This window comes from Spirillospora sp. CA-128828, assembly GCF_050945415.1.
Classification (GTDB): Bacteria; Actinomycetota; Actinomycetes; order Streptosporangiales; family Streptosporangiaceae; genus Spirillospora.
In genome coordinates this window covers 7,884,942-7,900,944 of record NZ_CP191986.1, presented here as the reverse complement: position 1 = coordinate 7,900,944, position 16,003 = coordinate 7,884,942, and the positions used below count along the sequence as shown (strand labels likewise).

Below are 16,003 nucleotides of genomic sequence, written 5' to 3'. Positions count from 1 at the left end.
GAACCGCTCAGATCACCCCAGCCCCAGCCTGCGCCGCCGACCTATCGATAGCGCAGGCCGGAATTGCTCACGGCGGGGTCTGAGCCGTGCGTCAGGAACCTGGGGGACGTCTGGGGGTTCGGTCTGGTGTGTTTGGAGGAGGAGGGCGCGGGCGTTGCGCCGCCCGAATCCTGTAGAGCCCTGACGTTGGATGAGTTCGTAGCGGAGGGTTCCGCGCTGATGCGGTGAGCGTGCGACGATCTGGAAGAGCGGGCCGTCGTTGTCGTGATCGACGAGTACGCCGAGAGCCCGCATCTCGTCCATTCGGGCCCGGACCGGCGGACAGTCGGCCAGTAGCGCCGGGATGTGGTCGTAGTAGCCGGTGGGGGCGGGTATGAGCTCGTCGCCGTTGCGCAGGTGCATTCGGGCTGCGGCCACGATGTCGCCGGTATGGAACGCGATGCGTTGAACTCCGGCCGACGCGTGCGCAGCCAGGAAATCATCGATTGGTCCGCCGGGCTGGGGCTGACGGGCCCGGTCGGCGGCCACCAGGACGAACACCATGCTCGCGGTCGACAAGATGTAGCTGTTGGCCACGGTGGTCCCGGCGGTCGTCTGGTCGTTGCTGGCGATGCGCATTCCGAACGCCTCGCGGTACTGGGTGGTGACGGGTTCCAGGGCTTCGGCCGGCAGGTACCAGGTCAGGTGATCGACCATCTGCGGCCGGATCATGGATGCCCGCGAGGTGACGGGGGCGGGGAAGGTGAGATGCTCGGCTTCCCAGGCGAACCCCGGAGGTAGTCGCAGCTGATGCGAGGTCGTGTCGAGCAGCGTGTGGTGCACTGACCCGGCTCCGGAGATCCGAGCGGTCCGAGTGCCGTCCACTGATAGTGCACGGACTGGTGCGAGGACGTTCAGACCGGCCGCCTGCGCACGTCTCACGAGCTCGTGCAGGTCGGTGTGGTGCAGGGCGACGTCGGCGACACCGTCGCCGTGACGGGCGAGGTAGTCGGCGACCGGCCCGTCCTCGGCTGTCGGTGCGGTGACGATGACCTGAACGGTACTGCTGCGCAGCAGCGTCGACCGCTGCGTCGGGTGACGGGCCACCGCGACCTGATCGAACATGAGGCTCCGGGCGAAATAGGCCACCACCGCGTCGTCGTCAGCCACATACAGTTCCAGATACGCCATTCCAGGCCGGTCCGCAGACACAACTGCCTCTCGAGTCGAGGAGTGCCGTCCGATCGCAGAATCGAATTTTCCTTAACGCTCCACACTCTAGCGCGGGCAATTGTCACAAGGGGTGTCACCTTAGCCGGGCCGCCGAATATATCCTTTCAAGGTCGGGTCGCATCTGGGAATGAGAAGGCTCTATCTGGCGATGCGTGTGGCCCCACAAGCTGGGCCGATGTCCGCTCCCGCTCCCGCATCGGGAAGCCCGTAAGCAGCAAGTTGATCGCCTGCACAAACCGCTCCAGCGAAGACAGACCGGCGCCGATTCAAGTCAGTGTATGCGTTGACGACTCGCGTGACATTTTGTGCTTTAAGGTGGCCACGCCATTCGTCGAGCATGGAGCGCGGTATGAGAAGTAGTCCGAACTCGAAGGCGACCGATCGTGTACAGATCACGGTCGAGGACAGGCGGCGAATCCGCGGAGTCCGCGACTATATCCGTGACTGCGGCATCGCCGACGCGGCCGCGGACGCGCTTCCCTTGCACGCGCCCATCGAGATGATCGAAGCCATCACCAGCCGCTGCTCACTCGATCACGCCGCCGTGCTCATCTTCTGCGCTGATCTGCAGGCCGTATCGAGTTGCCTGCGGGAGGAGGGACTCGACCCCCAAGAGCCGTTTGCCAGCAGCGTGGTCCGCGACCGGCTCGCCGCCCGCTACCACGTTCCGAAGGAGCGTCTGGCGGCCGGACATCTGAACGTCCAGATCATCCGCGCCCCGTTCGCAGGTGGTGATCCGCGCGGCATCGAGGTGTTCTGCATCGACCCCGAGGACGAGCTGACCGCGCTCGCCCTCCGAAACGAACGCCTGGGCAATCACGAAAACCACGTCGCGGTACGGCTCACCCAACCCGGAAGCCGCCGTCTGGAAGACCTCCGCCGCGCCCTCAGCGGCGACGGCGGACCACAGCCCGACGGAGGCGGATACAACCCCGACCACGGTGACGGTGCCACCGTGCTGTACTTCCGCGCGGACGGCCGCACCAAAGCGGGCTGGCCACGCCGCCTGGAGATCATCACCGCAGGTCGCCACATCGCGGTGCTGCAGCGTCACCTGGCCAGCTCTCCGATCAACCAAAGGCGCGGCGCCCAGACTGACGCCGATCGAGCCGCGTACGTCGACGACCGCACCGCGCCCAGCGCCAACGCGCACGGATCCCCTGAGGTCGGTGCCGCCGATGGCAGCGCTGTCGACGCCGACACCTCCGCTGGAGATGCCGGCACGCGGAGCAGCACCCCCGACCACGACCCTGACGATGAGGAGAGCCGACGGCTTCTACGGCTGCTCACCGGCGCCTGGGTCACCCAGGCGCTGCACGCCATGGTGACGCTCGATCTCCCCGACCACCTCGCCGCAGGCCCCCTCACCTGCGCCCAACTGGCCGAACGGACCGAGGCCGTCCCGGATCGGCTGCACCGGTTGCTGCGCGCGCTCAGCCATCCCTGGATCGGCGTCACCGCGCCGGCCGGGCAGACCTACCGGCTGACCAGCCTCGGCCGCCGACTATCCCGCGGCTCCGCCGGATCCATGCGGCACCTGACCATGCTGTACGGGGATCTGTTCTACCTCAGCTTCAGAGCGCTGACCTCGGGTATCCGGGACAGCGGAAACCCCTTCATGACCGTCTACGGGCAGCCTCCCTTCGACTATCTCCGGACCCATCCACGCCAGCGCACCACCTTCACCCGCGCGATGGCCGAGGGGGCCGCCCTCGTCAGCGACGTGGCCACGACCGTGGACTTCGGCGGTGCCCGCACCATCGCCGACATCGGCGGCGGCAACGGGGAACTGCTCGCCGACCTCTGCGACGCCTACCCGAATGTGCAAGGCATGCTGCTGGAGCGGCCAGAGGTCATCGCCGCCGCGCGCGTCAACCTCAGCAACCGCGGGCACCTGGACCGCTGCCGCTTCATCCCCGGCGACTTCACCACCAGCAGCGACCTACCCGCCGCCGCCGATGTCTACATCCTTAGCCGCATTCTGCACGACTGGGACGACCAGACCTGCGCATCCATTCTGCGTGCCGTCCGCAGCGCCGCAGCCGACGACAGCTCCGTGCTGATCATCGAACGGCCCCTCCCCGACGATCCCGCCGACCCATCGATCGCTGCGCTGTGGGACCTCAACATGCTGGTCAACAACATCGGCGGGCAGGAACGCACCCGCGACCAGTACCGGCACCTCCTCGAGGAGGCCGGCTTTCTGGTCGTCGGGGAAAGACCGCTGCCTCTCGACATGTCGGCCATCATCGCCTGCCCCGCCGTCCCCAACCCGGCCCATGAGTCCTTCATCCCGGCCGGCCTCCACAAGTACGCCCGCTAGCCAGGCCCAGAACGGCTTGGCACCGGCGACTTCCGTCGCGGAGCAGCACCTCCGCAATCTGCCGGCTCCACACGAAAGGCACAAGCGTGAAGATTCACAAGGTTTACTCGGCAGCAGCCATCATCCTGCTGGCGACTCTCGGCGCCGCTGGCGCCTGCACCGCCGACAACTCGGGCGATCCACCTTCCAGGGACATCCCCTACGTCGGTGGGTCCTCGCCGGACAGCAGTCCACCCACGTCACCACGCACGACCTCACCGCGGACCACGCCACCGGCCCAGCCCGACTTCGACAAAGACTTCGCGCGTTCCTGCCAGGAGCGGTGCAGCCGAGAGACCGGCACTCAGTCGGCAGGATGAGCACGCGTACGAAGCCGCGTGAAAACTCATCACAGCCCTTTTCCTAAGGGGCCACAAGAGACCCCACCCGACCATGCGCAGCGCAGCACGGGTGGGGCCCTTGCGCCAGTGTCTGAACCAGAGCCTTTTCGGATATCCCGCAGGCACGCCCGATATGCCCACATCCAGCCCGCGGCCGAGCAGTACTTCCGGCGCCGCTGACCTCGCCGCGGCGCCCGGCCCCCCGCACGCCGCGCACCCCTGCCCAAAATCCACCGGCAGTTCGTCAGCGCGTTTCAGGGGGATCAGAGAGTTGTTCTCGCCGTTCATCGAGTTTCCGGCGCAGTCCATCCCGGACAACGTCCGCGGGCAGTGTCACGACCGAGGTCGGCTCGATACCTTCGATCGAAAGGCCGCGCGCATACCCGTGGCTGAGCCGGGTGCCGGGCTCCGGGATGCTCGAGCCAGCGCTGATGCGGTCCGCGTCAGCGACGTCGATGTCCCACACCCGGGCCCGGAGATTGGTGTCCTCGTCATCCTCATAGAGCAAGTACTCGACATACTCTGGCCGGTTCGCGACCAGGTGATCGAGGAAGGCATCGAGTATCTCCCGGGCGAAGTCTCTGGCGTCGCCCTTCACCTCCTGGCGGATCCCGCCGCCCCGGCCGACGTCGTCGGTTTTGGTGTCCTCGCCGCACGTGGACCACCGCTTGTCGAGGTTGTCCTTGTTCTCGATCAGGAAGGCGAACCAGCCATTGCCTGAGTCCCTGTCCACGCTCAAGAGTGTGCCCCTGAACTCCTCTGATGCACACCTCGCCGAGCCGGGGACAGGCGATTTAAGTCACCCGCCAGTCCCAACCCGCATCCGTCCCAGGACCCGATGCGAGATCCCCGAGCACACCGGACATGTACCTTCCGCAGCGGCGGACGTTGGATCATGCCCAAGAGATCACTGCCCGTCCTGATTCGGCCACTGGATCTGCTACTGGCCAGTTATCCGGTATTAGTATCTTTAGCAACGGCATGACTGATGCGGCTGCCTCTAATTGGGTAATTGATCACAACCTGCCCAATCCGGAAATGCTTGCACAAACGCACTTGGGACTCTGATGGCACCTGACCCGCACGTTCCAGACACCTGTTTAAGCTACGACTGGAACCCAATCACCACCGCCGCGAGTTGGGTGCCCTTCCTGGGTGGGCTCGCGGGCTTTGTGTTCGCTGGAATTATCGTAACGCTTAGCGTGCGCACGTCAGGGAAGGCTGAAGCGGCAAACGCACTAAAACTCTTGTTCGTTGCGTTCTTCAGCCTTGTTGTTGCCGCCTACCTTTTTGCGACGGCCGCTGGTGAGCAAACCTGTCCGCGAGCCGAGACGGAACAAGCCTATACAGGCGCGGTCCTTGCTACCGCAATAGTCTGCATGATTACTTCGCTCTCGTGGCTTATTGTCGCATATGAACGCCATCATGACGGCGTTCTGTCGTTTCTCCGCAAGTTGATCTACTTCTCTCTGGTACTTGCTACCGTAATGCTGGCTGTGTCGGCGACCAGTTATGTCGACTCCATCTATCAAGGCACTAATCATCTTACGTTCAACATCACCATTTATATAGTGACGGGGTTGGGGTTGATGATCTCCAGCATCATACTCGTCATCAGGCGAAACAAGGTTGCTTCTACTCGCCAGGCCACATGGGTTAATGCGCTGGCACTTACGTCGCTGAGCTATCTTGCAATCGCTTCGATTGTCACTGGAGTGATTCTGTCAATACCGTCGAAGCATTGGTATCCTGAACCATCACACTGGTTCATCTACACGACGGGATGGGTAGTGTTCGTCCTTCCTGTGGCTGTTCTTGGCGTGTCGCTACCAGCGATCGCCCGAACTCCGATCACTCCTCCCCAGCCCTCAAAGTCCGGCTGGCTAGGGCTCATCAGACGCGCGCAGCGCCGGCAATCGTGAGCCACACCACGACGCGGTGAGAATCCACACCAACGAGGTTGGCCAGAGGACGTGGGTATCAACGTGATTCGGGGCATCCTGGGGCACGCCCAGCTCAGCACGGTGCGCCACTACGTCCGACCGACCGACCGACCCTCTGACGACCGACGCAGCCAGTGCTCTGAAGTCCTGGGACATAGGAAAACGCGAACGAGGAGTTCCAGGTCCGTGGCTGGTGGAATGAGCACTGCCCATCCCTGTGGTAGCGGTCCATCACCGTGGAGCGTTTCGTTGCCCGTCTGCGGTCGTCGAACCGTACGTTATCGGCCTGTCTTGAATAAAGTGCCGGGCAGTCGGCCATGTGGGCCATGTGGCCCGGCACAGAGTGCGGGACCTGCCTTGCTGAACGATCTCCCTCGTGGGGATCACTTCTTGTCCGCTCGCCCGAGCCGTGGCCGGACCGCGAGACGTTTCGTGATCACTGGCGAAGATTCACGGCATCGCGGCGGGCTGCTCGATTAGGATGCACCGGGGGGATTGGTCGATACGTCACGGAGTTCGACATGGATCCTTTGGTGTTGGCGGCGGGGACCGCGCTCATCGGTGCGATGGCGACCGACGGCTGGCAGCAGGCGCGTGCCGGAGCTGTCCGGCTGTGGCGCCGAGCTCGCCCCGAACAGGCGGAGGCGATCGCCGCCGAGTTGGATGAGGTGCGCGCCGAAGTGGTCGCCGCCCGCCAGTCAGGGGATCGGGGCGCCGAACAGGGACTGGCCGCCGACTGGCAACGTAAGCTGCAGCGTTTGGTGGCCGCCGAGCCGCACATCGGACTCGAGCTGAAACAGATCCTGGACGAGGAGCTGACTCCGCTGCTGCCGCCCGGTGAACAGGAACGCGTCAGCGACATCCGGCAGAGCATCACCGCCACCGCGCCCGGAGCGGTCGCCCAGGGTGTCGTGCACGGCAACATCATCAACCACGGTTCGGCGCCGCGGCCGGCGCCGACCGAAGGTCCGCCCGGCGACGCGGAGTCGAGCAGAACGGACAGTTGAGGATGCCTGACGATGGTCAGGCCCCTTCAGTCCGCCAAGAGGTCACCGCGGTCGCGGGTTTCGCATACGGGGCGATCGGCGCCGACATCCACTGCCTCGGCGACGGCACACCGCTGTACGTCCTGGATAACTGGCGGCCGCCACCGGAACCCGCCCCGGACTTCCTGCGGGAACTGCCCAGCAGGATGCTCAACGCGCGGTTCGCGGTGGTCGACTTCACCGGCCGCGAGGGCGAACTGGCCGACCTGGAGCAGTGGCGCGCACAACCAACGCGGCTCGCCACCCGATGGCTGTACGGACCGGCAGGCCAGGGCAAGACCCGGCTGGCGGCGCAGTTCGCACAGGAGTCGATCGAGCAGGGCTGGAAGGTCGTCACCGCGACGCACGGCCCCGGCACGGTGCTGCCCCCGCCCGGCAGCCAGGACCTGCGGCTGGACGAAGCCGCCGGGCTGCTGCTGATCATCGATTACGCCGATCGATGGCCGCTGTCCCACCTGACCTGGCTGCTGAGCAACGCCCTGCTCCACCAGCCCGCCGTACGCACCCGGGTGCTCATGCTGGGACGCGGCATCGACGTCTGGCCCGCGATCCGTGCCGCCCTGGCCAACCAGCAGGCCAGCACCTCCGCTCAGGCCCTGCCGCCGCTCCCCGGCGACGGACGGGACACCGGCGCGCGCGCCACGATGTTCAACGCGGCCCGCGACGGCTTCGCTGACCGCTACGGCACCGAAGCGTCCGCCATTGGCCCGCTGAAGACCTTGGAGCACCCGGATTTCGGTCTGGTCCTGGCCGTGCACATGGCCGCCCTGGTCGCCGTTGACGCCCACGCCACCGGCCGCACCCCGCCCGGGGACATGGAAAGCCTGACGATCTACCTGCTCGACCGCGAGCATCTGCATTGGGCCAACCTCTACAACAGCGTCGCCGCCAAGCTAGACACCGTCTCGCCGACGTACCGCACACCGCCGGAGACGATGAACCAGACCGTGTTCACCGCGGTGCTCACCGGCCCCCAACCCCGGCCGTTGGGTCTGTCTGTCCTGACCGCCCTCCAACCCTCCACGGCGTCCGAGCAGACCCTGACCGATCATGCCCTCTGCTATCCGGCGGCGACCCAGACACAGCAGACCGTGCTGGAGCCGTTGTACCCCGACCGCCTGGCGGAGGACTTCCTAGCGCTGACCCTGCCCGGCCACCAGGCGCACTACCCCGCTCATGACTGGGCGGCCGCCACAGTGAACACCCTGCTGTCGCACCAGGGCATCCTCGCGGGCGCGCCGCCGTCCCGTGCGGTCACCTTCCTCGCCACCGCAGCCAGACGCTGGCCCCATCTCGGTCCGGGATACCTGTACCCGCTGGTACACCGGAACCCCGGCCTGGCGGTCGCCGCGGGCAGCGCGGCGCTGATCGCTCTCGCCGAGATACCCGACGTCGACTGGACCGTCCTCGCAGCCGTCGAAAGAGAGTTCCCGGCCCAGCAGCACGTCGACCTGGACACGGCCATGGCCGTGCTGTCGGCCCGTGTGGCGCACCATCGCCTTCAGGCCGCCCGAGACCCTCTCGAACGCCTCAGCGTCCTGAGCGACCTCGGGGTCCGCCAGAGCAACGCCGGGCTTTACCAGGAGGCTCTGGAAACGACCCTACGGGAGGTGGAGGAATGCCGGCGGGTGGCCTCCGGCACGCCGGGAGGTGCGGTCCGCTACCTGGGGCTGTCACTGCTCAACCTCGGCAAGCGGCTGGCGAGCGTGGGACGCGACCAGGAGGCGCTGAACGCCACCCAGGAAGCCGTGGACCTGCTCCGGCGGGCAGCGGTCGCCGATCCGGAATTCTTCGAGCCTTTCGTCGCCAAAGCCCTCGTCAACATGGGCGCCCAATTCGCCGACCTCGGTCGGCCCGAAGAATCCCTGGCCGTTACGCGGGAGGCGGTCGACCTCCTCCAACGGCTCGCGTCGGCCGACCCCGATGCCCGTGAACCCGATCTCGCCGCGGCGCTGAACAACCTCAGCACCATCCTGGCCAAAGCCGGCGGCCTGGCGGAGGACGCCCTGGCAGTCGCCGAGCAGGCGGCCGGACTTCTCGGGCGTTTCGCCGCGGCGCAGCCCGCCACCTACCAACCGCACCTGGCCGTGGTGCTCACCACCTATGCGCAGGCGCTCAAAGAAGGTGGACGGCCGGAACAATCCCTGTCCGTCGCGCAAGGCGCAGTGGACCTTCTCCGACAACTGGCCGAAGCCAACCCCAATGCCTACCAGGCCCAATTCGCTGACGCGCTGGACCAGCTGGCAGTTTCGCTGGCCGAGTCAGACCGTATGCAAGACGCCCTGGAGGTCTTCCAAGAAGCAGCGAGGGTGCGCCGACGATTGGGCGACGGGTCTGGCATCGCACGGGCGCTGACCAACCTGGGCATCCACCTGAAGAGAATGGGACGGTCCGAAGAAGCCCTCGCCATCGCCATGCCAGCCGTGGACATCGATCCCCAGGTGATCGATCAACACCCGGACGGCTTCGAGCCCCACTTCGAGACGCTGTACTCCCACAGCCTGCAACTGGCACAGGCGGGCAGATACGAAGACGCGCTCGCCGCCACCCAGCAAGCCGTGGACCTGTGCCGGAGGCTGGCCGCCGCAGACCCCGACACCTACGTGCCCGACCTGGCCAAGGCCCTGAACAACCACGGAATCCGGCTGGCCGAGATCGGACGGCACAAAGAGGCCCTGGCCTCAACCCGGCAGGCAGTCGCGATCGACAAACGCCTGGCCGCCGCCGACCCCGCCATCCATGAACCTAGCCTCGCCCTGTCGTTGGACAACCTCGGTATCCGGCTGGCGGACCGGGGCCGCCGGTTCAAAGCGTTGAAGGCCACCCGACAAAGCGTGGACATCCGCCGGCGCCTCGCTCAGGCCGACCCGGCCACCCACGAAGGCGACCTTGCCCTGGCCCTGCACAACCTCGGCATCCGGTACATCAAACTGGGCCGACTCAACAAGGCCGCAGAGGCCACCGGGCAGGCTGTCGACATCCGCCGACGGCTTGTCCGCGACGATCCCGCCCGCCGAGCCGACCTGGCCATGTCGCTGACCAACCTCGGCGCCATCCTCGGAGCGACCACCAGACGGGAGGAAGGCCTGGCAACGTTGCAGGAAGCGGTCGAACTCTACCGTCGGTTGGCTGAAGACGATCCCGCCTACCAGTCCCTGCTGGTCTATGCCCTGCGCGGTCTGGCCAAAGGGCTGATTCAGCTAGGCAGGGCCAAAGAGGCCAACGCCGTCGGCCGCGAAGCCGCAGAACTCTCCCACCACATTGCGGACACCGGCTCTGCGATTACTCCGAGTCGACGGCGGTCCGCAGCACCGACTTACATCCGCCCACTGCCGCAGTCCACACAATCCCCTGATACTCCACCGCTGCATTGACCCCCGACTCGATAGGGTGCGGCGCGCCTAGTGGGCGGGCGGATGGCTGTGGCGCACGGGCCAGGCGGCGAGTCCTGGGCGTCCGCGTGAGGGGCGCCGGGGCGCGGCGTGCGCGGGGTGCCGGGCTGGGCGTGTGCCGTGGTGGGTGTGAGCCACATCCAGGCGGGCGCCCGGGTTTCCTTGTGGGCGATGGTGGTCTGGGTGAAGGCGGCGGGGTCGAGCAGGCCGGGGCTGCTGCGGACGATCTCGTTGTACAGGTAGTCGGAGGTGATCAGTCCCAGGCTGCTGTCGGTGGCCGCCAGGGCGGTCTTGAAGCCGGGGGCGTCGAGCATCCGGAACAGGTGGAGCAGTTCGCGGCCGCCGGCGCCGTGCGCGTCGGTCTGGACGTAGCCGGCGTTGACCGCCAGGCGGAGCCGGAGTTGGACGGCGGGGGCGGAGACCTGGTTGTAGCGGCGCAGTTCGGCGTGCAGATGGTGGGGCAGGTACCCCAGCAGCAGCGCCACGCTGATGTCGGCCGGGGCGATGACCAGGATGCCGTCGCCGCGGTCCTCGTGCCAGCGGGGGTCCAAGGGCACGGCGGTGGCGGCGAAGGACGCGGTGACTATGCGGTAGAGGGCGTCGCGCAGGTGCCGGTGGTCGGCCGGTGCGTAGCGGCCGAAGCCGACGATGTCGACCGCGAGCATCGGGTGGTGGAGCACGCCGCCGTGCGGCGGTGCTGGTGGGGGGAAGCCTTCGGACATGACGTGATTCCTGTCTGAGCCGGTGGATGGTCGTCGGCCCAGAACTCGATGAGTTCGTCGCCGGGGAGATCGTGCAGGAGAGGGCGGACGGGTCGGCCCGGGTGGGGCAGGTGCCGTCCGGTGTGCAGTATCCAGCGCACGGTCAGCGCCATCGCGATGACGATCTCCTCCGCCGACCGGGGGCCGTGGAGCAGTTGGTGCTCGGCGGGCTTGGCCTCGGCCTTGCCGTCGCCCCGTGCCGCCGCAGCGGGGTGTGCTGGGGCGAACGAAAGAGACATGCGGCTCCTCGGGACGGGGAAGGCAGGACCGGGCGATCACCCGCTGGAATCATCGGACTCCGTGGCCCGGCATGTGACCTGGGGAAACGAATCCGTCCAAAGAGGGTGTCATTCGTCCGGCCCTGAACACCGGCCGCGCTGTTCTACGGCTGCACCGCCTGCGGCGGCAGTCTCCGCGGTGTTCAGCACATCGGCTCTGTCCCGGCAGGTCAGAGCGCCAAGGGGTGTCCACGATCGTTCACCGATGTTCACGGTGCCGACCCGCCAGGCATGCGGGGCGGGCTGGCACGCCGGGTGGCATGGGGCGGCGGACCGGCCGGGGCCCTGCCGCCAACAGGATGTGCCGTCCCCGCCGGTCCGCCGTTTCCAGTCAGGGCCGCCCGGTCAGTGGACCGACCCCTTCAAGAAAAATGCCGCAAATGTGTCATACGACGCGGCAGTTCCTCCTCTCATTATTACGTGAAAATCTCACTGCGGACGTCCTGGAACGAAAATGACCACTCTCGGTAAGTGAGTGGACAGCAACCGCCTGTTCAGGGTCGTCCCTGGTCACAGGACACGGCCGCGGCGTAGATACCGGGCGGCGTTCGGTTTCGCACTCTATGTAGTGAGACCGGGCGAACGTCAGTACAGTCCGGATCATAGGAGTCATGATTCCTGTCAGCCGCTGCCTGCCGACCGCCAATCGGCGGGTGGTGGCTCGCTTTTCCAGCTGAAAAGCCCGGTCACCCCAGTGGATCTTCCCCTGAAAGGAAACGCCGATGAACAGCAGCCTCGGCTGCCCTGGCCTGCCCGCATACCTGCTGCTTTCCAGCCCGCCTCCTGGCCTGCCGGCAAGAGAGCCAGGGCGTTCTCCGTACGAGCATTCGCACGCCAGCATGCCCCCGCACCCGCTGGCCGGGCTCGGAATCCGCTGAGGCGAGCGACCACCATGATCAAGATTCCATGGTTCGGCCGCAAGAACCGCTCCCCCCACTCGCGGGAGGAGCTGCTGGACTTCCTGACGCGCGTGTACCCGGGCGAGGGCGGAGACACCGCCAACGACAAGCTGCGGCTCCTCATCCTAGGAGTGCTGATGCAGTTCCCCGCTCATGAGCGGGTGTTCGACTTCGCCCGCCGCCGGAACCTGGGGGCCCACCGAGCCGAGGCATTCCTCCGCGGAGACGTCGAGTTCGGCTTCCGTGAGGACGTCCTCGCCGGCCTGCTCCGCGACTGCGACGCCGATCCGCTGATCATTGAGGTGGCCCTGCTGTTGTTCCAGGAGTTCCCGCGCCGGGAGGGACACCCGACCGTCACCATGCGGCCACAGCGGCACCCGGCCCCCGCGCCCGCGGCTCCCACGCTGGCGACCCCGGACGCGAACGAGCCCGAACCTGCCACGGACACTCTGCCCGTCCCGGTTCCCCCGTCCGCGAAGGCCCCCGCCATCCGAGCCGACGAGGAACCCGTCGGCGTGCCGGCAGCCAAACCCGACCCCAGCGCCGCGCGGACCACGGTCGAGCTGATGAACCTGCTGCAGTCCTACCGGCTGTGGCGGGGGCGACGCAGCTACCGAAAGATGTCCGACGCCATCGGCAACCGCTACGCCCACACCACCCTGTCCCAGCTCCCTCGCCGCACCAAACTGCCCACCCTCGACCTTTTTCTGGCCTTCATCGAAGGATGCGGCGGCGACCAACCCGATATCCAAGCCTGGAAAGAAGCCTGGCAACGCATCGCACTCACAGATCCGAAGCAGCGGCCCTGGCCAGAACCCCCCGACAATGACCACCCCACCAGGTGATCCTCAGCCGCGACGCATACCCCTCAGCGCGCTCGTCTCCTAATATGGAGTTGGGTCAACTCGAACGAAAGCAGCGTCGTTGGCGCCCACGAGATCGATCTCCCAAGGTCACCAAACGCGATTCTCCGCACCATCTCAAGGAGTCGTATCCCACCGGGATAGCATATGGCGGCAGGGATTTCCAGCTCCATGACCGCTATCGCGGAGATCTCCTCCAGCACGTAGCGCTGCACCCGTTCCGTAAACTCCTCACCGGCGGACCTCGCGTTAGGAGGACGTCGAGACAGCCAGTCTTCAGTCATGACATGAAGCGCATTGGCGAACGCCGGATTGGTGACCACAAGATGATTCATCCGGGCATGAATCGCGGGAAATTCCGGATGCTGCAGGAGGTCGTCCCAGCGAACGATTCGATGCGGGATGATCAGCCCCGTCAGTGAACGGCTGTTCCGATTCAGCCAGGAATCCCCCGTCGCTCGCGCCTCGCTCCAGCTATGGGGTCCTTGCAGGTTGTGCCGGTGGAGCGAGTCTGCGAGCACGATCGTGCACTGCCGGAAAGGGCGGCCCGCATGGCGATTCACCCAGTCGACCGTAGCCCGCAGCTTGTCGCCTTCGTGATATGCCTGCCCGATGGACACCGGGAGGCGGCAATGGGACTGTGTACGCCAGTAGTCACCCCGGGCGCGAACCAGATAGGTAAAGGAAAGGCGGGAATCCGCCCCTGCGGGACACGCATCCTTCATGATGCTCGCACCTCCGTTTCAGACATGGGGTCGCCGAGACAGCGGGCCAGGACCACTGCCATCTCCTGCGCCGAAGGACGCCTCGCAAGAGGTGCGGCCGCCCCTTCTGCGCTGTTCACTGCTGGAGCCCAGGTCAGCTGGAGAATGCCGGAGTGGGCGCCGCAGGGTTCGCCGTATCGGTGTGCTGGGAGGAGTTGAAGGTGGCCTTCGTCAGATGGTCGGCGCTGACTTGCTGCCAGGGACCCCAGACGGTCCGGATTCCGCGGACTCCGCGGTGCCGATGTGTTGAGCGGGTGACCAGCTCGGCGCCGGGCCAGCTGGCCACCAGCGCGTGCAAACCACCGTCCGCCCTGGTCAGACTGATGACGCTCGGCAGCAGGGGGTGGCGAACACCGTATTCGGTGACGATCACGTGTGCTCCTACGTGGGGGTAGAGGCGGCTGGGGATGATTACTCCGGGTCCGGGAAAGCGTGGCAGGGGAGTGGGGCGAAGCCGTTGAACCGCGTGGAATAGCTCGCGGTGTAGGCACCGGCACACAGGAAGTCGACGTAATCGCCTTCGCTGAGTTGCATCGGCAGAAAGCGCGGGGTTTGCCTATATGGGATATCGACACCGTCGCACGTTGGGCCCGCGATAACCGCCGGGCCGATGTCGTCGCTGTCGTCATAGGTGGTGGCGAGCGGGTACACGATCGCTTCGCCTTCGGTTTCGGCCAGGCCACCGAACCTGCCGACGTCCAGGTAGATCCAGCGGCGGCGGTCGTCGCCGGTGCCCTTGCGGTCGACAAGCACGACCCGGGATCGCAGCACGCCGGCATCCCCAACGAGGAAACGGCCGGGCTCGGCGATGATCCGCATCTCGTGGTCATCGCCGAAGGAGTCATGGAGGGCGGTGCTGATCGCCTTGCCGTACCGGTCGATGCCAGGGACGTGGGGGGAGTAGTCCGCAGGGAATCCGCCACCCAGATTGATCAGGGCCGGGGCAATACCGACGTCCTGGAGCTGCGTAAAAATCTCGGCCGCTCGGCTAATGGGGGCCTCCCACCGGGTGGGATCCAGTTGCTGGCTACCGACGTGCCAGCTCACACCGAGGGGGCGAAGACCGAGATCGGCGGCGAGAGTGAGCAGGTAGATCGCGGTTTCGTCGGCGCACCCGAATTTGTAGTTGAGGCGCCATAGGGCTGAGTCGCCGCCGTCGACCAGCAAGCGGCAGAAGACGTCTGCGCCGGGCGCAGAGTTGGCGATCTTGCGGAGCTCGGCTTCGCTGTCAAAGGCGAACAGATTCACACCGCGCCGATGGGCGTAGGCGATGTCCTCGGTGCGTTTGATGGTGTTGCCGTAAGAGATCGCCTCGGGGGCCGCCCCCTGATCGAGACAGATGTCGATCTCTGCCCGGCTGGCGACATCGAAATGGGAGCCGAGCCGCGCGAGCAGGGAGACGATGGCGGGATGCGGGTTGGCCTTCACCGCGTAGTAGATCCGGGCCTGCGGCAGGACGGCACGCAGCGCGTGATACCGGGTCGCGATGACGTCCAGGTCGATCGTCAGGCAGGGCGTCGGAAGATGATGGCTGCGCCAAAGGACGGCGTGGCGCTCGTATGTCTCGTTCACAGTGCTTCTTTACGGGGGACGGCGGCTGGGCCGGGTGTGCGGATGGCGGGGGTGACCAGGACGGCGTACCAGCGGGCTCGAATCGAGCGGTCGGGGCGCCAGTACGGGCCCTAGAGGAGCGGGGAAGCCTGGTCGATGACCTCGTCGACGGCCCGGGCCAACTTCACCACCGCTGGCAGCGGCCAGACCGTCACTGTCAGGTCGACGACGAGCCCGGACTCACCGAAACGGACCAGGTCGACCCCCTTCACTGCGGTGTCCCCCACACGCGCGGTGAAGACCAACGCCCGGATGGCAGCGGAAGGATCGAGGTCGTCGGAGTAGCGGAAGCCCTCCATGACCTCCAGCAGGATCCGCAGCACAGGTGTGACCTCAGCCAGGCCGCGGTATGGACGGCGCACGACAGAGCTGTGGAGCTCAACGTCAGGGTGCAGGGATCGCGTGATCGCCTTCAGATCGGCGGATTCGACCGCCCTTCGGAAGTCGGCCTTAGCGACAGGCAGTGGGCTCATAAGAAATCCGTTCGTCTACCTCAATAAACGCGAATGAGTGGGTGGGTGACGCTGCACG

At 66.3% G+C, this 16,003-nt stretch carries 12 protein-coding genes; 5 read left to right on the top strand and 7 right to left on the bottom strand.

Annotated features, from left to right (window positions below):
* Positions 1 to 12: 12 nt before the first annotated feature.
* Positions 13 to 1,170, bottom strand: a complete 1,158-nt coding sequence (locus tag ACQPXG_RS38045) for a hypothetical protein (RefSeq protein ID WP_433463990.1) — start codon at positions 1,168 to 1,170, stop codon at positions 13 to 15.
* A 325-nt stretch (positions 1,171 to 1,495) separates the two neighbouring features.
* On the opposite strand from ACQPXG_RS38045, the gene ACQPXG_RS38040 reads away from it, so the two are divergent.
* On the top strand, positions 1,496 to 3,535 hold the full coding sequence (locus tag ACQPXG_RS38040; protein ID WP_433463989.1) for a methyltransferase: 2,040 nt from the start codon (positions 1,496 to 1,498) through the stop codon (positions 3,533 to 3,535).
* A 624-nt stretch (positions 3,536 to 4,159) separates the two neighbouring features.
* On the opposite strand, the gene ACQPXG_RS38035 is transcribed toward ACQPXG_RS38040, so the two are convergent.
* The gene (locus ACQPXG_RS38035) at positions 4,160 to 4,648 is read right to left on the bottom strand and encodes a hypothetical protein (RefSeq protein ID WP_433463988.1); all 489 of its coding nucleotides are present in this window, start codon (positions 4,646 to 4,648) and stop codon (positions 4,160 to 4,162) included.
* 334 nt (positions 4,649 to 4,982) lie between these two features.
* Between ACQPXG_RS38035 and ACQPXG_RS38030 the strand changes: the two genes are divergently transcribed.
* The 3 genes from ACQPXG_RS38030 (at position 4,983) to ACQPXG_RS38020 (ending at position 10,278) form a co-directional block, all read left to right on the top strand.
* On the top strand, positions 4,983 to 5,837 hold the full coding sequence (locus ACQPXG_RS38030; RefSeq protein WP_433463987.1) for a hypothetical protein: 855 nt from the start codon (positions 4,983 to 4,985) through the stop codon (positions 5,835 to 5,837).
* 587 nt (positions 5,838 to 6,424) lie between these two features.
* Positions 6,425 to 6,865, top strand: a complete 441-nt coding sequence (locus ACQPXG_RS38025; protein WP_433463986.1) for a hypothetical protein — start codon at positions 6,425 to 6,427, stop codon at positions 6,863 to 6,865.
* Positions 6,866 to 6,867: 2 nt separating this feature from the next.
* On the top strand, positions 6,868 to 10,278 hold the full coding sequence (locus ACQPXG_RS38020; RefSeq protein WP_433463985.1) for a tetratricopeptide repeat protein: 3,411 nt from the start codon (positions 6,868 to 6,870) through the stop codon (positions 10,276 to 10,278).
* Here ACQPXG_RS38020 and ACQPXG_RS38015 read toward each other — a convergent pair.
* Positions 10,221 to 11,018 carry a hypothetical protein gene (locus tag ACQPXG_RS38015; protein WP_433463984.1) on the bottom strand — a complete coding sequence of 266 codons (798 nt, stop codon included), beginning with the start codon at positions 11,016 to 11,018 and terminating at the stop codon, positions 10,221 to 10,223. The genes ACQPXG_RS38020 and ACQPXG_RS38015 overlap by 58 nt on opposite strands.
* 1,209 nt (positions 11,019 to 12,227) lie before the next feature.
* Between ACQPXG_RS38015 and ACQPXG_RS38010 the strand changes: the two genes are divergently transcribed.
* On the top strand, positions 12,228 to 13,079 hold the full coding sequence (locus ACQPXG_RS38010) for a hypothetical protein (protein WP_433463983.1): 852 nt from the start codon (positions 12,228 to 12,230) through the stop codon (positions 13,077 to 13,079).
* Positions 13,080 to 13,102: 23 nt separating this feature from the next.
* Here ACQPXG_RS38010 and ACQPXG_RS38005 read toward each other — a convergent pair whose 3' ends face one another.
* The 4 genes from ACQPXG_RS38005 to ACQPXG_RS37990 form a co-directional block, all read right to left on the bottom strand.
* Positions 13,103 to 13,822, bottom strand: coding sequence for a tRNA-dependent cyclodipeptide synthase (locus ACQPXG_RS38005; RefSeq protein ID WP_433463982.1), 720 nt, complete (start codon positions 13,820 to 13,822; stop codon positions 13,103 to 13,105).
* 133 nt (positions 13,823 to 13,955) lie between these two features.
* Complete coding sequence (locus tag ACQPXG_RS38000; protein ID WP_433463981.1) at positions 13,956 to 14,234, bottom strand: hypothetical protein; 279 nt, start codon at positions 14,232 to 14,234, stop codon at positions 13,956 to 13,958.
* Between the two features lie 38 nt (positions 14,235 to 14,272).
* A complete protein-coding gene (locus ACQPXG_RS37995; RefSeq protein WP_433463980.1) occupies positions 14,273 to 15,433 on the bottom strand; it encodes a type III PLP-dependent enzyme in 1,161 nt (386 codons plus the stop codon).
* A 110-nt stretch (positions 15,434 to 15,543) separates the two neighbouring features.
* A complete protein-coding gene (locus ACQPXG_RS37990) occupies positions 15,544 to 15,834 on the bottom strand; it encodes a hypothetical protein (protein WP_433463979.1) in 291 nt (96 codons plus the stop codon).
* Between the last annotated feature and the right edge of the window lie 169 nt (positions 15,835 to 16,003).

What these genes read in the sequence shown, in the direction of transcription:
- ACQPXG_RS38025 (WP_433463986.1), top strand. Translation starts at nt 6,425, where the DNA reads ATGGCGACCGACGGCTGGCAGCAGGCGCGTGCCGGAGCTGTCCGGCTG.
- ACQPXG_RS38015 (WP_433463984.1), bottom strand. Translation starts at nt 11,018, where the DNA reads ATGTCCGAAGGCTTCCCCCCACCAGCACCGCCGCACGGCGGCGTGCTC.
- ACQPXG_RS38005 (WP_433463982.1), bottom strand. Translation starts at nt 13,822, where the DNA reads ATGAAGGATGCGTGTCCCGCAGGGGCGGATTCCCGCCTTTCCTTTACC.
- ACQPXG_RS38045 (WP_433463990.1), bottom strand. Translation starts at nt 1,170, where the DNA reads ATGGCGTATCTGGAACTGTATGTGGCTGACGACGACGCGGTGGTGGCC.
- ACQPXG_RS38020 (WP_433463985.1), top strand. Translation starts at nt 6,868, where the DNA reads ATGCCTGACGATGGTCAGGCCCCTTCAGTCCGCCAAGAGGTCACCGCG.
- ACQPXG_RS38010 (WP_433463983.1), top strand. Translation starts at nt 12,228, where the DNA reads ATGATCAAGATTCCATGGTTCGGCCGCAAGAACCGCTCCCCCCACTCG.
- ACQPXG_RS38030 (WP_433463987.1), top strand. Translation starts at nt 4,983, where the DNA reads ATGGCACCTGACCCGCACGTTCCAGACACCTGTTTAAGCTACGACTGG.